Genomic DNA, 14,947 nt, shown 5'->3' on the forward strand with positions numbered 1-14,947 from the left:
AAAGGACTTAGTCCTGTGCAATACAGAACTAAATCCTTCACTTAAATTATTTGTCTAACTTTTTGGGGTCAGTACAAAAGCGAGGTTTTTCTAGATGTTAAACACTGAAATCGGCAAAAATATTTTTCATATCTATTGACTTTTAGTAGTAAAATTTGGTATGATAGTAGACGGTATTGTTTACCCCATTTGTAAGGCCCCGGAACCTTTCAAATACCCCGCGGACCGGAACATCCGCCCTGTAAACAAAAACGATATTCATATAGGAGAAATCATGAACAAAACTACATTCATGGCTAAACCAGGCCAAGTAGAACGCAAATGGTACGTTGTTGACGCAACTGATGTACCTCTTGGACGCCTTTCAGCAGTTGTTGCTAGCGTACTTCGCGGAAAAAACAAACCAACATTCACACCACACACTGATACAGGTGACTTCGTAATCGTTATCAATGCTGAAAAAGTTAAATTGACTGGTAAAAAAGCAACTGATAAGATCTACTACACTCACTCAAACCACCCAGGTGGATTGAAATCAATCTCTGCTGGTGAACTTCGTTCTAAAAATGCAGTACGTTTGATTGAAAAATCAGTTAAAGGTATGCTTCCACACAATACTCTTGGACGCGCTCAAGGTATGAAATTGAAAGTATTCGTTGGAGCTGAGCACACTCACGCTGCACAACAACCAGAAGTTCTTGATATTTCAGGACTTATCTAAGGAAAGGAACAATAAAGTATGTCACAAGCACAATATGCAGGTACTGGACGTCGTAAAAACGCTGTTGCACGCGTTCGCCTTGTTCCAGGAACTGGTAAAATCACTGTTAATAAAAAAGATGTTGAAGAGTACATCCCACACGCTGACCTTCGTCTTGTTATCAACCAACCATTCGCAGTTACTTCAACTGTAGGTTCATACGATGTTTTCGTTAACGTTGTAGGTGGTGGATACGCTGGTCAAGCAGGAGCTATCCGTCACGGTATCGCTCGTGCCCTTCTTCAAGTAGACCCAGACTTCCGCGATTCATTGAAACGCGCAGGACTTCTTACTCGTGACTCACGTAAAGTTGAACGTAAGAAACCAGGTCTTAAGAAAGCTCGTAAAGCATCACAATTCTCAAAACGTTAATCAATACGATTATATCAACGTTTCAAAGCACTCAAGAGTTTACCTCATAGGTGCTTTTTTTATGTTTTTTGAAAAAGTTCACCTCAAAATTTACCTTATTTTCACCTCATTGTTTTAGAGACTTTAAGGCAAATTCACCGACTGCCATAGGGACTACATTAGAAGTATTGACATAAATCTGTGTTGTACCTGTATCGCTGTGTGTTAGGGCTTCGGAAATGGCTTCTATGCTCATTCCTGCTTGTTTAGCGAGCGTTGCTCCCGTATGACGTAGTTTGTGTGGCGTAGCGTGTGTAAGCTCTGGGTGTCGCTTTCTGATAGTTTTCATCTTATTATTGAGATAGTCAGAATGTAAAGGTTTATTGATATTACCTTTGGTATCTATGTAAGTAAAGATGAATTGTTCTGGATTACTGATGATACCAAAATTTGCCAGTTCATATTTTTGTTGTTTTTTCCATGAAGTCAGAAGTTGAAGTAAGTCACTAGAAATAGAAAAGATTGTTTTTTTATTTCCTTTGGTAGATTTTACTTGTCCGTATCTATCTAAAGCCTGAATTAACTGAATCTGAGATTTTGAAAAGTCGATATGTTTCCACTGGAGAGCATATGTTTCTGATTTTCTATCTCCGAGGAAAAAAGTGAGATAGAAAAGGACGTAATCTTTGAGTGATATTTTATCATTCTCTAAATCCTCTTTAAAGGCTGAAAACCACTCTTGGAGTTGCTCATGAGTTAAATATAAATCTTCATCACGTTTTGATTCTGCAAGTTGAATTTTTTTGACAGCCTTAATTCGCCTTAAAGTTTTTGCAACTCTATTTGCTTCAATATACTCAAGTTCTTCCGCCCAATCAAAAATAGAAATAACGTAACTTCGTAAAGTTTTGAAGTTTGCATATTCGTTAGCTTTTGACGTCATTAAATTTAGAATAACCTGTTTATTTTGGTTTAAAAATTGAATCGTATAGTTGCCAAGAAGTGGTAGTATATGCTTTTCAAAACATGTTTTGGTATTGGCAATTGTTGACCTGCTTGGTGGTTTAGAAGTAGATGTAGTTTGTCCTGCTTTATAGGATTCCCACCAAATATTAGTATAGAAGTCTGAGAAAAGAATATCTTCTTTGCCTAGTCCCGAAAACGCATTATCTTCAATTTGGTTTAACTTCGTGAGTAAGTCTATCTCTGCTTGTCGTGCCTCCTTTCTTGTTTTAAACCTTTTATCATAATAGTTATTATTAACGATGCCAAGAGGCATTCGTGCTTCTATTGGTATATAGACTTTTAAGCGGTAAGTTCCGTTTTTTGTCTTACTGATAGTCATGATATTCTCCTTTTCATCGAACCAGAAAATATCATGACCATTATAAAATAAAAATCTTGATTTTTCTAGTTGTTACTGTTTAGCCAGCGGTCAATAGATTCTTTGTGGAATCGAATTGTTTTTCCAATTTTGATGGATGGAAGCCCCTTTTGAATCCATGAATCAAGAGTGTTGTTGGAAATTCCTAAATAGTCGCAAGTCTGTTGTTTGTTCAAATAGGGACAACTTAAAGGATTTTTTTCTAATTGTTGTTTAATTTCTTTTTGAATAAGATTGGATAGTAATAGTTGAATTTGGTGAATTTGCTCATCTGGTAGGATTACTTGCATTCGTTATCCTCCTTCCCATATCTAGAATGACGGCGTGAGTCCAGATATTTTGCAAAGAAGTAAGTTTTATCCATAACTAAACTTAGCAACTGCTGATTTTCTTTTCTAGCGTATCTTACTAAGTTGTTAAATTCTGTAAAATTATGTTCTTCTATCATATCAATTACCATTAAAAGAAATTCGTCACTGTTGTTGCTGATAAGAAATTTATCTAGCTCAAAGCCACAACTAGTTTCAATTTGATTGATATCGTACAGAGTCTTTTCAGGATTTTCTGCATGAGTGAAGTAGTCATACATTCCTTTAGGAGACATAACAGGTTCTACATGGGCCGGTGTATTGAGGTTCTTAATTAGTAATTCGGAAACTTGAGAATAGCTTTTGAGTGAATCAAAATATAATGCTCCATGCTTGTGAGCTTTTTTAAATTCTCCCGTTTCCTTGTTGATGTCTTTGTCGTGCCATGGACTGAGAACAAAGGGGATATGCATGTTCTCTAAAACATCCAGATAATGCTCAGGGGCACTTTCCTGATAAAGAAGGAAAGCCCACTTGTTCGAGCGTTTTTCTTTAGCCATTTATTTCCTTTCTATGATTGATGATTATTGGTGTAATGGGGGTCGTAGTAACCCCATTACACGTGAATAGATGATTTTGAAAATACGGGGCTATTGGCTTTCACTATGTGAGCCAAGCCCCATATTTTCCTTTATCTCTTAGTTCCTGTAAACCAAAGTGTATTACCTTTTCGATGGGGTGAAGAAAAATAATAGTGTGGATTTCTGTTTGAAATTTCTTCCTTGATATCATCTTCCATTTCTTTCAGTAACTTCTGAGCCTGTTGAGTTCTTGGAATGGCAAGTAAGACAGTGACGTTTTCTTTTCTTACATCTACTGTACACCCTAAGACAGAGTGATTGAAACTTTTTAAAATGGGGTTGATGCGAGTAACGGTCTGATTCTCAATTGTATTCATTGATTCATATTGTTCATCTTGCTTCAGAAATTGTCTCATTCTAGAAGTCTGGTAAATAGACTTGAAATAATTCCATAATGAATCTTTTAAAAATCTTTGAACTAACTCAATGCTAACCAAAAGAGTAGGAATGAGAATAAGGCAGAATGACAATAGTTGAATGTAATGTTCAAGAGCAGTCAACTTATCTAGTATTGTTGTAAAAAGTCCTTGCATTTCAGAGAGTTTAGTGGTTTCTAACATTTGAATAAGTAAGTTGATTCCAATCTTAAAGAGAAAGCTAAGCAACGCAAGGATTATTAAGTTCGCATTTAGGTTGTAAGTCGTTTGAAAGAAAGTTTTTTTCATAGGTTACAGAATGCCTTTCTTTGTATAATAGGTAGGACAAAGGAGAGGTAAAACTTGATAAGGATGTTCATTATCAATAATCTGAATAAGTCCAGTTCCTTTTCCAATAGGGATAACAATGCCTTCAGGGTCTAAATCAGGGAATAGAAATTGCGTTGTCTTCTTGTTGATATTACCAATTTGAATTAAGACATTTAATTGTTCCCGAACAGAAATTGGGATAGATGTATGGTCGAAACGCTGACTGACTAGAAAAAGATGGACTTTTGTAGCTCGCCCAAGCAAAGCAATTTGAGATAGAAGCGAAAAGAAAGAGTCCTTGATGGTTTTATTGACTCCCTCGGTTAATGCAAGTACTTCATCAATGACGATAGTTAAATGTTCAAATGGATGGTCTGGCTTATCATAGAGAATTTCCTGTCTCTGTTGAATAAGATTCAAGCAGGCGCTTAGGTTCTCATTGATTTCTGAAACAAAGTCTGATTTAGAGCGATTTTTCTGAGGGTGTAGAACGGCAATTCCATTTTCACGAGCCCAACGGCTAGGCGTATCAAATTTAGGGTCTACAATAATCAAGTCAGAAATATTTTTGAGCATATTGAGAAAATAGGTTAGAGCATAAGATTTACCTGATCCGCTGTTCCCAGCGATAGCCATAGAAGTTACTTTGTTAAAGTCAAGAGTAAGATTTTTCATGATGGGAATAAGATTTCCCTTCTGTTTTGTCGTGAATTCATCCAGATCAGGAATCACTAGGCGTTCAGAAACGCCTGCTGTCCAAGGGAAGAAGAGCCCACGCTGGACATGAATATCATTTGTATCTAGTGCCATAAAATAGGCTGAATTTTGTTTGAGAAGAGTGAAGCGAGGATAAAGAGCAGCATTCGCAATCAGGAAAATTTTCTGATAGAGTTCATCATCAATGATATAACCAGCTGGCAAACGAGGAAGAAAGAGGAACCCTTCGTCCATAATTTTGCAGTCAAAGCTATTAGTATAGCTGGTTTCTCCTTGCATAATGCTCCCAAGTCCCATATTGAGGCTTTGGAGCAGATATTGTCCCAGTTCTCTATTCGTCATTATTTGACCTCCTTGAGATTGTCAGCTTTGAAGTAGACGTTAAAGCCAACTTCGCAGGCTTGAAGATTATCAAACTGTACCAATGCCATATAAGATGGTAGCTCCACTTCGGATTCAAATTTGACGGTAAAGGGCGGAAGTCCTTTTTGTGAGAACCAAGCTTTATAAGCAATGATTTCACCTGTTGGTTGGCCGTCTTCAAATTTAATTTGTGCTTCTAGTTCGGTGCTCAAGCAGAGAATGCCCTGCTTGTTGTCAATATATTCGTTAGCAGTATTGACTGAGTAGTCACCTTTGCGATTGCGTGTTTTCATTAGATTTACCTCGTATTTGATTATTTGTCTTAGCTAAGAACAATCTTAGTTTAACGTAATTTCATGAAGTAGACTGTCAGTTTTTATGACAGTCTATCTTTAAAATTGTGATATGAGGCAGGCAAATTCAGATAACCAATCAGTTATTTTTTCAGCAATTTGATAGGATGTTTCTTCTTCTGGAAAATCTGAAATAAAGCTTGATAAGGAGTCTAGAAAAATTTTTTTATTTTTTTCAATGATTTGCGATACTTCTTTCTTTGAGACATTGGAAAATTTTTTTGCTATTAACTTTTTTAGAAAAGTATTTTCAAAAGTAGGATCTATCAAAATTGTAGATATTATATTTTCAATAAGTAGTAGTTCGAATTCAATACTCGGGAAAAATAATTCCCTAGGATTTTTATAATCTAAACTGGTCTGAAAAGCTAACGAAGCATTAAAACTAATATTTCTTTTTCCCTTTAGAATTTGTCCAACTGTTGTTTCGGATAATAACTCAACTTCCCCCTCAGCTGTTTCATATCCAATTTGATTTTGTAACATTTCTCGCTCATTAAGTATTCTCTTGAGCTCTATACCTAACAGTTTGCAATATAATTCCTCTATTACACTTTTATATGTCATTTTACTTCCTTTCCGTCCTTGGACGGAATAGAAACACAGTCGTTTACCGAGCTAAGTATGAAAAAAACACACCAAAGAAACGGTGAAACATTTGACATAGCGAATACCTGAAGATGTAGCTATGTTCTGAGTTTCAATCCGTCCTTTGGTGCACCTTTGGACTTCATAATTTTCCATTGAAATAGGGATAATTACATTATAAAGTTAAAAACGTGGTATAATTAAGGTAATTTTTATAAAATAACAACTAAAAAACACCACGTTATAAAAAGGAAGAGTATGATTTTTAAAAGGACAAAGAAGTATTTTATCGATTGTGCTTCATTGAGGCTAGATTCTAAAATTAAAATTATAAATGAGGAACGTAAGTCAAGGGCTTCAACAGAGTATTACTGGTATACAGGTCAAGAAAAGAAAATAAATAAGAAATATAAAAAACTTACGAATAGAGAGATTTCTTCAAGCAATTCTCCGTTAATTAGCCTTATTAGAAGAGGGATGGTAACCTCAAAGAATCCATATCTTTATACTCCTAATGCAATAGAAGATGTTTTGAACAATTGTAAGTTGGATGAATATGGCACAAAATTAGGTTTAGTTAGTAATGAAAAAAAGAAATATATAGCGCGTAATATAATGTTTAAATCTTATGATGAAATTTGCTTTGGTGATCGTTCCGAACATTGGAAACTTAAATCCTTCCTATCATCTATTATTATTTTAGATATTCTTTTTGAGTCGTATGATGACAATCTATGGAGAATAGTTTTGGGTTATATGCCACTTAATATTGAATTCGAAAAAATAAGATTAGAGGTTGTTGATGTTCAAAAAGTATATGGGATACTTTTTGAAGAGCATTATGAATTATTTATGACAGGTATTTTTCGGGCTACAGAAAAAGTTCTTAATATTAGTACCTTATTTTGGGAATTTTATGAAGAACGTGTAAAAAATGATTCAAAAAACATCAATAAAATAGCATTTATTGATGTTTATCTGAATGAATTTTACAATGAAATTTTAAAGAAAAAAATAGATAAATTCATTAATGATGGCAGTTATTACGGCTATAAAGAAAAATATATTCATGAAAATAGTACTTATCAAAGTTTAGAATCAATAATTTCAATTCAACAGGAGATGCGTTTGTACCAAGGTGATATTGAATCGGTTGAAATTAGAAAAAAATATGGTAATAAAGTATGGAATGATAATGTGTTAAACGGTCTAAATAAGGATAACATTAATAACGTTCTGGGTAAGTATACTGATGAATATTTAGATTATGAAGATATAGATGTCATATACGCAACATATATATTAGAACTGACAGAAAAATTACTTCATTTAATGAGTAGTTTCCAAAGTTTTAGAGAAGAAAATTCTCATTGGCAAGGTAATTATTTAGGTTATGTCAAAAAATACCAATATGGCAATGAGATCTTAGAATATATACAAACAGGAGATAAAGAGCTCCTGAGACCTTTGATTTATAAAAGCTTACAATATGGAAACAATGGATTTGCAAGAGAAAGATATTTTATAAAAAGACATCCAGATAGCTATTTAGCTCGAGAAGTAAGAAAATTTCATGAATAATTATGTCCAATATGTTTATAGAAAACAATAAAATTGCCTATTTAACTCTCTAGACAGAAACTAAACATATGTTTTAGGTTACCGATATCATAGTAATTACAGGATTTATTAGTATAAAAAATAATAATTATAATGTATTAAGAAATTAGATAAGGTTTTTAACTGGAAATAAATTGACGGCTAATTTAAGAAGTTGTATAATTCTAAGGAATTTAATTTATTCGCAGATAGATGTTTAGAAAGCTAGATTTCTTTCAACATTCTGATTACATTTGGGAGATAAAATTGATAGCCTATGAGGAAAAATATGAATAACTCTTTTTTATTAGAATATGACATTGAATCTTTATCTAAAGTTATCTACTCTATTACTTCATGGTTTCCAAATAGGAGATTTTTAGGAATAGTAGATAAATTGAATAGAGATTTTATTAATAATGAAAGTAAGACTTTAGGGACTACTAAAATAGATTCATACAGCAAATTTGTAGACTTTTATAAAAAAGCAATTGAGTATTATATACCTGAATACCCAAAAGAAGATTTCCCTATTGATACTGGAAATGTAAGGTTCTATTCAAATGATAGATTTCATAAAATATTTATAGGAAATGGCAATGAAGATACTTATGAAACTTCATTTGTAATAGAATCTTTAGTGCATGATTTTAAGCAATTCAAAGAAATATGGTATGAGATACTTGAATATGAAGATTTAATTATTTCATCCTTAGAACCATTTAAAAGTGAGTTTACTCAAGAAAACTTTGAATGTCCACCTGAGAGTTATTTCAATTTTATATATCAAAATCATGAGCTTTTTTATGATAACGAACTTGCCCAGTATTTCAAAACATTCAAAAGTAATAATGCTGAGTTATATCCATTATTTACTCCTATTAATAACTTTCCCATATTTTTACCAGTTATGAAAGATTGTTTTATGGAGAGAATAGAAAGCGAAATAGAGGAATCAAAGTTTGAAGAATCTATTTGGTTAAGCTTCTGGAGCAGACTAAATTGTAATTTTACAAAATTCTTTGAACGAGAAGGAAATTCATTTTATAATCTGAGGTTAATTAACAAAGAGGCTAAAGAAAAGATTGATTTAAAAAATACATTGGCATTTTTAAATGAAGATAAATTAATTGTTTTAGAGCCAAGCCAAAATAAAATTTCAGATCACTTAAAAAAAGGAATTATTGATAATACTTACCAGATAGCAGGTCTTTGTCAAGATGGAGAAGTTAGAGGATTTGAGTTTAAGTCCCAGAGCAATATTATTTTTGTTGGAGTTGACACCAAGAGTATATCTCCAAATATCACTAAAACATTCGTATTTGGAGATGATGATGAATATGTATTAAATGCAAGTAGTATTATAGGAATAATTAACAATGCGAATTCAATAAAAGAAATCGTTGATTTTTTTATAGCTTATAACAATAATCAAGATAGAATTATGTCTTTCTCCAATGGAGATGCTTTATTTCGAATGTGGCAATCATCAAATCAGATGATTAATGATGGTGCTTTGAATGTAAATATGGCTTTCTTACCCTATGAAAGTGTTCATTATAATATGGAAACGTTTGATAAAATTGTATTAAACTATCCATTTGAAATAGGGGGAGAGTTTTATAATATTCATGGTTGGAAAATAGTTGATAGGGAACAAACTGATTTGTCACTTATTTCAAAAGCTCATCTTGGATCAATTGATATATTTTCAGAGAATCATAAAAGAATTATATATCGGGAGTTACATTTTATTTTAGAAGATATAAATATCTATGATTACGAACAAATAAAATCTTTTAACGAAATTGTTTTAAATGCTTTATGTCATAATAAAGAAGCAATTTTATCAAACTATGAAAAAGAAACTATGGAGATTAATTTAGTATCTAAGTCTGTGCTTGATAGAAATGCTAATTCTAGGTGTCCGATACAAGAAACGAACTATTTTAATAAAATAGTTTTTGTTAAAAATTCCAAATATCAGATAACTTTATTAGCTCCTAGATGGAATAAAATATTTGCTGATAATCTTTCCAAATCAACATTGGAATTTGAAAATACAATTCTAATAAATTTACTAGACGGTTTCCTTTTTAAGGATAGAGTTTTGTTATTTGAAAAAATTAAAGAAACAGACAATGAGAAACGAACTTCAAGCTTATTTGAAGTTAGGGTTGAATATTTTATTCAGCCTCATTTAGAATTCTCAGCTCCTAAAAACTATTCTTTTAAAAGAGTCAGGAAAAGTATTGCTAACATCATTAAAGAACTTGGATTAGAGCCAGGTATATATTGTGAATCAGACATAGTTGCTATCGTAAGATGTTTTAGAAATAAAATACGCGAAGACTTAGTTTCTATGATGTCATTGTATAATCAGTATGACTTGATACTTAAACTACAAAATATATTATCTTTAATTATTTTTAATATTGATATCCACCACAGAAGATTAACTACATTTTCAGATAACGGAAATCTTCAAACTGTTAAATTAAATAAATTTCGAGAACAAACGATTGATTTACGTGAAGAGGCCCGCGTTTATAAACCAATATTAGAATATCTTATTGAAGAGAATTTAGTAACAGAAAGGGATGATGACGCATTAATTCCAAGTGATGATATTGTTGATGAATTGATTGCTTATGGGAAATACATATTAGATTTTCAACTTCTTTCTGATGCCTATTCGTATGGTGCTAGCAATTGGTTTCAGTTAGAGATTGAAGATAATTATGTTGTAGATATTTCAGAAACGGAAAAGTACTTACAATTTGTTGATGAAATGATAGAAATCAAGTATAAATATGGTGAATACGCAAGTAGAGATAAGGAAATTGACAATAATATAATTGATCTGGTTAAGAAATCGTTCTTTCAAGATACGAAAGTTGATTTTGATTCTTTTATTTGTTTCCTCTCCATATTTTCAAGTAATAGTCATATTTTAAAATTAAAAAATCAAAAATTACTGACTGTAAAAGGAAATGTTGTAACAGGTAAAATAGAAGATTTGGCTAAATATTTTGAAGAGAATTCGGACTATTCAATTGAAATCTTTTATGGTGTTTTGAAATTCTTAGTTATAGAAAAGAAGAAAATTACTACTAATGGAGTAATTCCAATATGGGAGAAAAAGAAAAGAGATAATAAATTTTCTGCTAAACCTATTATTGTTAATCATAATAGCATTATTTTTTCACCTATTATTCTTGATAGGTTGGCAAAAGATTGGACAGAGGGAATGATGAACTTCATTTTACCATATGATATTGGTATGCAAAATACGCTAAATACAATAAATAGTTGGAAAAAATTTTACGAACAACAGATAGTCCAAAATCTTAAGGGCTTATTTAAAGATAATAGGTACGTTACTCATATTGATCAAGAATTATATAAATTAGATATTAAAGGAAATCATCCTAGAAATTTAGGAGATTACGACCTAATTGTGATAGACAATAAGCTGAAAGAAATATTATTATTTGAAGTTAAATATATGCGTTTAAGTCAGACTATGAAAGATAGTATGGGTGATCAAAAAGAATACTTTTTTGGGGGAAAGGCCAAAGGACTAAAGTTCAAACGGCGAGTAGAGTATTTTGAAGAGAATCTAGATGTAATTTGTAGAAATATCGGATTAGAAGAGAGATACTCATTAAAATCATATTTCATTACAAATAAACTAATAAAATCAAACTTTGTGGAATTTCCATTTGAAATTATTAGTTTTAATGAATTTAAATCTCTCAATAATAATTGAATTTCTTTATAAAATTTGAACAGGTTATCAAAGTATTCATTTTCTAAAATTGATAAAAGAGATTTTGTATATATTAACTTCTAAATTTATTTCTCATAAAATGTAGTCATTTGGTTGATTTTTACAGTAACACATCGAAATTCTAAATTTCAAAAATCACTTTAAATCAATATTTTTCGTCATAACTGACGAGTAGTGAATGTCTGCTTGACTTCTGTCTGTAAAAACCAAATAAGGTAAACTTTTGATATTCTGGTTCGATTTTTACTTATTTTTGACGAAAATTTACCTTATTTTGATGCAATTGATTGAAATTAGTTGAAATTTTATTTTCTGAAAACTAGTGAGAACATTGATTTTAAAGAATTTTGAAATTAGATGAAATAAGTGATGCCCCAACCAGGTCTTAAGAAAGCTCGTAAAGCTTCACAATTCTCAAAACGTTAATCAATACGATTATATCAACGTTTACAGACATTCAAGAATTATCTCTTGGATGTCTTTTTTTGTTTAAAAATCAAGAATTTCCCTGAAAATTTCCCTGAGATTTCCCTGAATCATTTTTTGAGATTCCTAAAAGCAATTTCACCGACTGTCTGATTAACGGTATCAGCTGTATTTACATAAATTTTTGTTACCTGTTTATCGCTATGAGTTAGAGCTTCAGAAATAGTCTCTAGTGAGACACCAGCTCGTTTCGCTAAAGTAGCACCTGTATGTCTCAATTTATGTGGAGATGCTGGGGCAAGTTCAGGATGTCTTTTTCTTACAGATTTCATTCGGTAGTTGAGATAGTCTGTATGGAGAGGTAAATTTATGTTATTAGTCCGATCATTATATGTAAACAAAAATTGTTTCTGTGTTTGTCGTAGTCCAAAAAGTTTGAGTTCTTCTTGTTGTCTAATTTTCCAATTTGCTAGAAGTTCCATCAATTCAGTTGGAGCTTTAAAGAGAGTTTTTTTGTTCCCTTTAGTTGATTTTACATTGCCAAAACGGTCTAAAGCTTGTTCTATGAGTATTTCTCCAGTTGAAAAGTTGATGTGCTTCCATTGCAAAGCATAACTTTCTGATTTTCGGTCAGATAAGAAGAATGTTGTATAAAAGAGAGTGTAGTCTTTTAGCTCAATAAGCCCTTCCTCTAAATCAGTGTCAAAAGCTTGTAACCATAATTTTAACTCCTCTTTATCGAGAGAAAGATCTTCTTCACGTTTACTCTCTTTAAGGAGAATTTTTTTATTTGCTTTAATTCTACTAATTGTCTTTCGGAGTTTATTTGATGGAATATACTCAAGCTCCTCAGCCCAATCAAAAACAGAGTTTACATAACTCCTGACTACTTTAAAATTAGCATAACTATTTGCTTTGGGAGTAAGGAGTGACAGAACGAGTTGTTTATTATTTATTAAATGCTCTAGCGAGTATTTTCCTAATATTGGAAGAATATGTAATCTAAAAATACTCTCTGTTTGAAAAACAGTAGCTTTAGTAGGAGGTTTTATAGTAGTGGTGGTTTGACCTGCTTTGTATGGCTCTAACCAGATTTTCTCATAAAAATCTTTAAATAAGATGTTTCCATCAACTTTTGAATCTATGGGTTGTCTACCTAATCGTGCATTTTCAATATCAATGTTTAATTTGATTTCTGCTTCTTTTGCTTCTCGTTTACTTTTATATCTTTTCTCAAAATATTGTCCTAAACCGAGTTTTCCTTGAACTTCTGATGGAATATATACTTTTAGATGGTATGTTCCATTTTTTGTTTTCTTTATTGCCATTGTTTCCCCTTTTATGCGCTAATTTCTAAACGTGTCATCCATTGATTTATACTCTCCTTGTTGAAACGAATAGATTTTCCAATTCGAATATATGGTAGCCCCATTGCGATCCAAATATCTAAGGTATTATTAGATATTCCTAAATAATTGCAAGTCTGCTTTTTATTCAAGAAGGGGCTATCTACTCCAATATCCTCTTTAAAGTGATGGATTTCATCTTTGATTAGTGTTGCAATCATTTGCTGAATTTCTTGAGTTTGTTCTTCAGGTAGTTGTACTAACATATTTTCTCCTTTCTAATGCCCTATAACGTATGTAAATTGTTTGGCAGTTTCTGCATCAAAAGTACGGTAACTTATGATTCCTAATCCCTTAACGTTGCATTCTGAGACAAGAATTGAGCCGTCAGATTTAACTTGCTCGACAAACGAAACGTGTCCGTATATTGGAGCAGCTCCAGCTTGTCCATGGCTAAATGAAACTGCGGAGTGTTCGGTTGGAGTATGGGTTGTTTGAAAACCTGTAGCGTTCATCCACTGGCCACCATTTCCCATGTATTCCCCAAAGTTAACACCAACTTCTTTGCCTCGATTATAAACAAACCATGTACACTGTCCATATGGATAAGATAGTCCAGTATAAGTTGAAGGGTTCATTTCTTTGGTCAAGCTATATCCTGATGGAATTTCAGAAGATGTGACGCCACCTCCGTCTCTAGTTTTTCCAGTGGTTTGTTCAGGAGCTTTTGGAGTTCCACCATGTTCGTCTATATAGGCATCGAGTTTTTTCATGGTGTCGGCACGTCTTTTTCCAGATCCTGTAGTATCTGTGAAATAGACACCACCATCAGTAGAAGGATTTAGAGTACCATTCGCAAATTTCTTAGCCTTGTCATCTTGGATTTTAAAGGTTTGGTTTTTATTCCCAATAATAGTTTGTTGGGTTAGTCCTACAACAGCGACTTCATCGTTGAAATGATTTGCATATTCTGGATTGGAGTCATAGGCTCCAAAACCAAACATATTAGCTCCAGGATTGGTAGCAACTCCAGCAGTTCCAAGAGAGCTTTCATTTAGTGCGATCGCAACAATCCCACGGACATCAAGATTAGATTTAGCTTCCCATTCTAGGAGCTTTTTCCCATTAATTCGGTTCTTATCATAGGAGATTCCTAAAGTATCTAAAAAGCCGTCTAATTGCTCTGCTTTAATTCCATAGCGATGAACAAGTAGGTTATGAGTATAGGGGTCACCATCTGACCAATGATCCACATAAGTCACACCATTTTGGGATTTGGGAGAGCCACCAGTACCATTTCCCCCGATGGCTCCCATAAGGATGATAATAATAAGTATAGGTAGAAAGAGAGGAATGAGACCAGCTAGTAGAAACCATTTTATTTTTTTCATCGAATCTCCTTTCTAGTTAATGTCTGATATAGGCGGTAAATAGAACCGTTCCAAAACGCCATTTGGCATCTAGAACGACCGAATAGGACTTGACCTGTGTGATGATTTTATCTCTTTCTTGTTCTAATACTGGAAATAAAAGAAGGAAATCGACTGAGCGTTTTCCTTCTTGGTAGGCTTGATAAAGGGTTTCTTCAAGAATTCTTGGAAAAGAAGTTTTTGAACGTATTTTGGTATTCAT

The 14,947-nt window shown here is 32.6% G+C and carries 15 protein-coding genes; 4 read left to right on the forward strand and 11 right to left on the reverse strand.

Going from position 1 to position 14,947, the window contains the following annotated elements:
* Window positions 1-274 precede the first annotated feature (274 nt).
* Together rplM and rpsI are read left to right on the forward strand one after the other, a co-directional pair.
* Window positions 275-721, forward strand: coding sequence for a 50S ribosomal protein L13 (gene rplM, locus ACIY14_RS04720; protein WP_002876943.1), 447 nt, complete (start codon window positions 275-277; stop codon window positions 719-721).
* A gap of 18 nt (window positions 722-739) precedes the next feature.
* Window positions 740-1,132 carry a 30S ribosomal protein S9 gene (gene rpsI / locus ACIY14_RS04725; RefSeq protein ID WP_000075969.1) on the forward strand — a complete coding sequence of 131 codons (393 nt, stop codon included), beginning with the start codon at window positions 740-742 and terminating at the stop codon, window positions 1,130-1,132.
* Between the two features lie 106 nt (window positions 1,133-1,238).
* Here the strand turns inward: rpsI and xerC are convergent, their stop codons facing one another.
* The 7 genes from xerC to ACIY14_RS04760 all read right to left on the reverse strand — a co-directional run bounded on the left by xerC (window position 1,239) and on the right by ACIY14_RS04760 (window position 6,130).
* Window positions 1,239-2,456 carry a tyrosine recombinase XerC gene (gene xerC, locus ACIY14_RS04730; RefSeq protein WP_000155892.1) on the reverse strand — a complete coding sequence of 406 codons (1,218 nt, stop codon included), beginning with the start codon at window positions 2,454-2,456 and terminating at the stop codon, window positions 1,239-1,241.
* 65 nt (window positions 2,457-2,521) lie between these two features.
* Window positions 2,522-2,785 (reverse strand): helix-turn-helix domain-containing protein, encoded by a 264-nt coding sequence (locus ACIY14_RS04735; RefSeq protein ID WP_001196070.1) that lies wholly within the window; start codon window positions 2,783-2,785, stop codon window positions 2,522-2,524.
* The gene (locus ACIY14_RS04740; RefSeq protein ID WP_409001725.1) at window positions 2,776-3,363 is read right to left on the reverse strand and encodes a replication protein; all 588 of its coding nucleotides are present in this window, start codon (window positions 3,361-3,363) and stop codon (window positions 2,776-2,778) included. The genes ACIY14_RS04735 and ACIY14_RS04740 overlap by 10 nt, the downstream gene beginning before the upstream one ends.
* A gap of 131 nt (window positions 3,364-3,494) precedes the next feature.
* Entirely contained in the window at window positions 3,495-4,109 is a 615-nt protein-coding gene (locus ACIY14_RS04745; protein WP_000750667.1) for a hypothetical protein, read from the reverse strand.
* A gap of 3 nt (window positions 4,110-4,112) precedes the next feature.
* The gene (locus tag ACIY14_RS04750; protein WP_000184726.1) at window positions 4,113-5,189 is read right to left on the reverse strand and encodes an ATP-binding cassette domain-containing protein; all 1,077 of its coding nucleotides are present in this window, start codon (window positions 5,187-5,189) and stop codon (window positions 4,113-4,115) included.
* Complete coding sequence (locus ACIY14_RS04755; RefSeq protein WP_409001726.1) at window positions 5,189-5,503, reverse strand: hypothetical protein; 315 nt, start codon at window positions 5,501-5,503, stop codon at window positions 5,189-5,191. Before ACIY14_RS04755 ends, ACIY14_RS04750 begins: the two co-directional genes overlap by 1 nt.
* Window positions 5,504-5,602: 99 nt before the next feature.
* On the reverse strand, window positions 5,603-6,130 hold the full coding sequence (locus tag ACIY14_RS04760; RefSeq protein WP_000221461.1) for a hypothetical protein: 528 nt from the start codon (window positions 6,128-6,130) through the stop codon (window positions 5,603-5,605).
* 279 nt (window positions 6,131-6,409) lie between these two features.
* Here ACIY14_RS04760 and ACIY14_RS04765 point away from each other — a divergent pair, with 279 nt between their 5' ends.
* Together ACIY14_RS04765 and ACIY14_RS04770 are read left to right on the forward strand one after the other, a co-directional pair.
* Window positions 6,410-7,732: a hypothetical protein gene (locus tag ACIY14_RS04765; RefSeq protein ID WP_409001727.1), complete on the forward strand. Its 1,323-nt coding sequence runs from the start codon at window positions 6,410-6,412 to the stop codon at window positions 7,730-7,732.
* A gap of 307 nt (window positions 7,733-8,039) precedes the next feature.
* A complete protein-coding gene (locus tag ACIY14_RS04770; RefSeq protein WP_409001728.1) occupies window positions 8,040-11,522 on the forward strand; it encodes a hypothetical protein in 3,483 nt (1,160 codons plus the stop codon).
* A gap of 557 nt (window positions 11,523-12,079) precedes the next feature.
* Here ACIY14_RS04770 and ACIY14_RS04775 read toward each other — a convergent pair.
* Genes ACIY14_RS04775 through ACIY14_RS04790 form a run of 4 tightly spaced genes read right to left on the reverse strand, consistent with a single transcriptional unit; the run spans window position 12,080 to window position 14,947 of the window.
* Entirely contained in the window at window positions 12,080-13,297 is a 1,218-nt protein-coding gene (locus ACIY14_RS04775) for a tyrosine-type recombinase/integrase (protein WP_409001729.1), read from the reverse strand.
* 11 nt (window positions 13,298-13,308) lie between these two features.
* The gene (locus tag ACIY14_RS04780) at window positions 13,309-13,581 is read right to left on the reverse strand and encodes a helix-turn-helix domain-containing protein (RefSeq protein ID WP_409001730.1); all 273 of its coding nucleotides are present in this window, start codon (window positions 13,579-13,581) and stop codon (window positions 13,309-13,311) included.
* A gap of 12 nt (window positions 13,582-13,593) precedes the next feature.
* Complete coding sequence (locus ACIY14_RS04785) at window positions 13,594-14,706, reverse strand: CHAP domain-containing protein (protein ID WP_409001731.1); 1,113 nt, start codon at window positions 14,704-14,706, stop codon at window positions 13,594-13,596.
* 16 nt (window positions 14,707-14,722) lie between these two features.
* The gene (locus tag ACIY14_RS04790) at window positions 14,723-14,947 is read right to left on the reverse strand and encodes a hypothetical protein (RefSeq protein ID WP_409001732.1); all 225 of its coding nucleotides are present in this window, start codon (window positions 14,945-14,947) and stop codon (window positions 14,723-14,725) included.

Source organism: Streptococcus sp. ST16, from assembly GCF_046098135.1.
Lineage (GTDB): Bacteria > Bacillota > Bacilli > Lactobacillales > Streptococcaceae > Streptococcus.

What these genes read in the sequence shown, in the direction of transcription:
- rplM (WP_002876943.1), top strand. Translation starts at nt 275, where the DNA reads ATGAACAAAACTACATTCATGGCTAAACCAGGCCAAGTAGAACGCAAA.
- rpsI (WP_000075969.1), top strand. Translation starts at nt 740, where the DNA reads ATGTCACAAGCACAATATGCAGGTACTGGACGTCGTAAAAACGCTGTT.
- xerC (WP_000155892.1), bottom strand. Translation starts at nt 2,456, where the DNA reads ATGACTATCAGTAAGACAAAAAACGGAACTTACCGCTTAAAAGTCTAT.
- ACIY14_RS04735 (WP_001196070.1), bottom strand. Translation starts at nt 2,785, where the DNA reads ATGCAAGTAATCCTACCAGATGAGCAAATTCACCAAATTCAACTATTA.
- ACIY14_RS04740 (WP_409001725.1), bottom strand. Translation starts at nt 3,363, where the DNA reads ATGGCTAAAGAAAAACGCTCGAACAAGTGGGCTTTCCTTCTTTATCAG.
- ACIY14_RS04745 (WP_000750667.1), bottom strand. Translation starts at nt 4,109, where the DNA reads ATGAAAAAAACTTTCTTTCAAACGACTTACAACCTAAATGCGAACTTA.
- ACIY14_RS04750 (WP_000184726.1), bottom strand. Translation starts at nt 5,189, where the DNA reads ATGACGAATAGAGAACTGGGACAATATCTGCTCCAAAGCCTCAATATG.
- ACIY14_RS04755 (WP_409001726.1), bottom strand. Translation starts at nt 5,503, where the DNA reads ATGAAAACACGCAATCGCAAAGGTGACTACTCAGTCAATACTGCTAAC.
- ACIY14_RS04760 (WP_000221461.1), bottom strand. Translation starts at nt 6,130, where the DNA reads ATGACATATAAAAGTGTAATAGAGGAATTATATTGCAAACTGTTAGGT.
- ACIY14_RS04765 (WP_409001727.1), top strand. Translation starts at nt 6,410, where the DNA reads ATGATTTTTAAAAGGACAAAGAAGTATTTTATCGATTGTGCTTCATTG.
- ACIY14_RS04770 (WP_409001728.1), top strand. Translation starts at nt 8,040, where the DNA reads ATGAATAACTCTTTTTTATTAGAATATGACATTGAATCTTTATCTAAA.
- ACIY14_RS04775 (WP_409001729.1), bottom strand. Translation starts at nt 13,297, where the DNA reads ATGGCAATAAAGAAAACAAAAAATGGAACATACCATCTAAAAGTATAT.
- ACIY14_RS04780 (WP_409001730.1), bottom strand. Translation starts at nt 13,581, where the DNA reads ATGTTAGTACAACTACCTGAAGAACAAACTCAAGAAATTCAGCAAATG.
- ACIY14_RS04785 (WP_409001731.1), bottom strand. Translation starts at nt 14,706, where the DNA reads ATGAAAAAAATAAAATGGTTTCTACTAGCTGGTCTCATTCCTCTCTTT.
- ACIY14_RS04790 (WP_409001732.1), bottom strand. Translation starts at nt 14,947, where the DNA reads ATGAATACCAAAATACGTTCAAAAACTTCTTTTCCAAGAATTCTTGAA.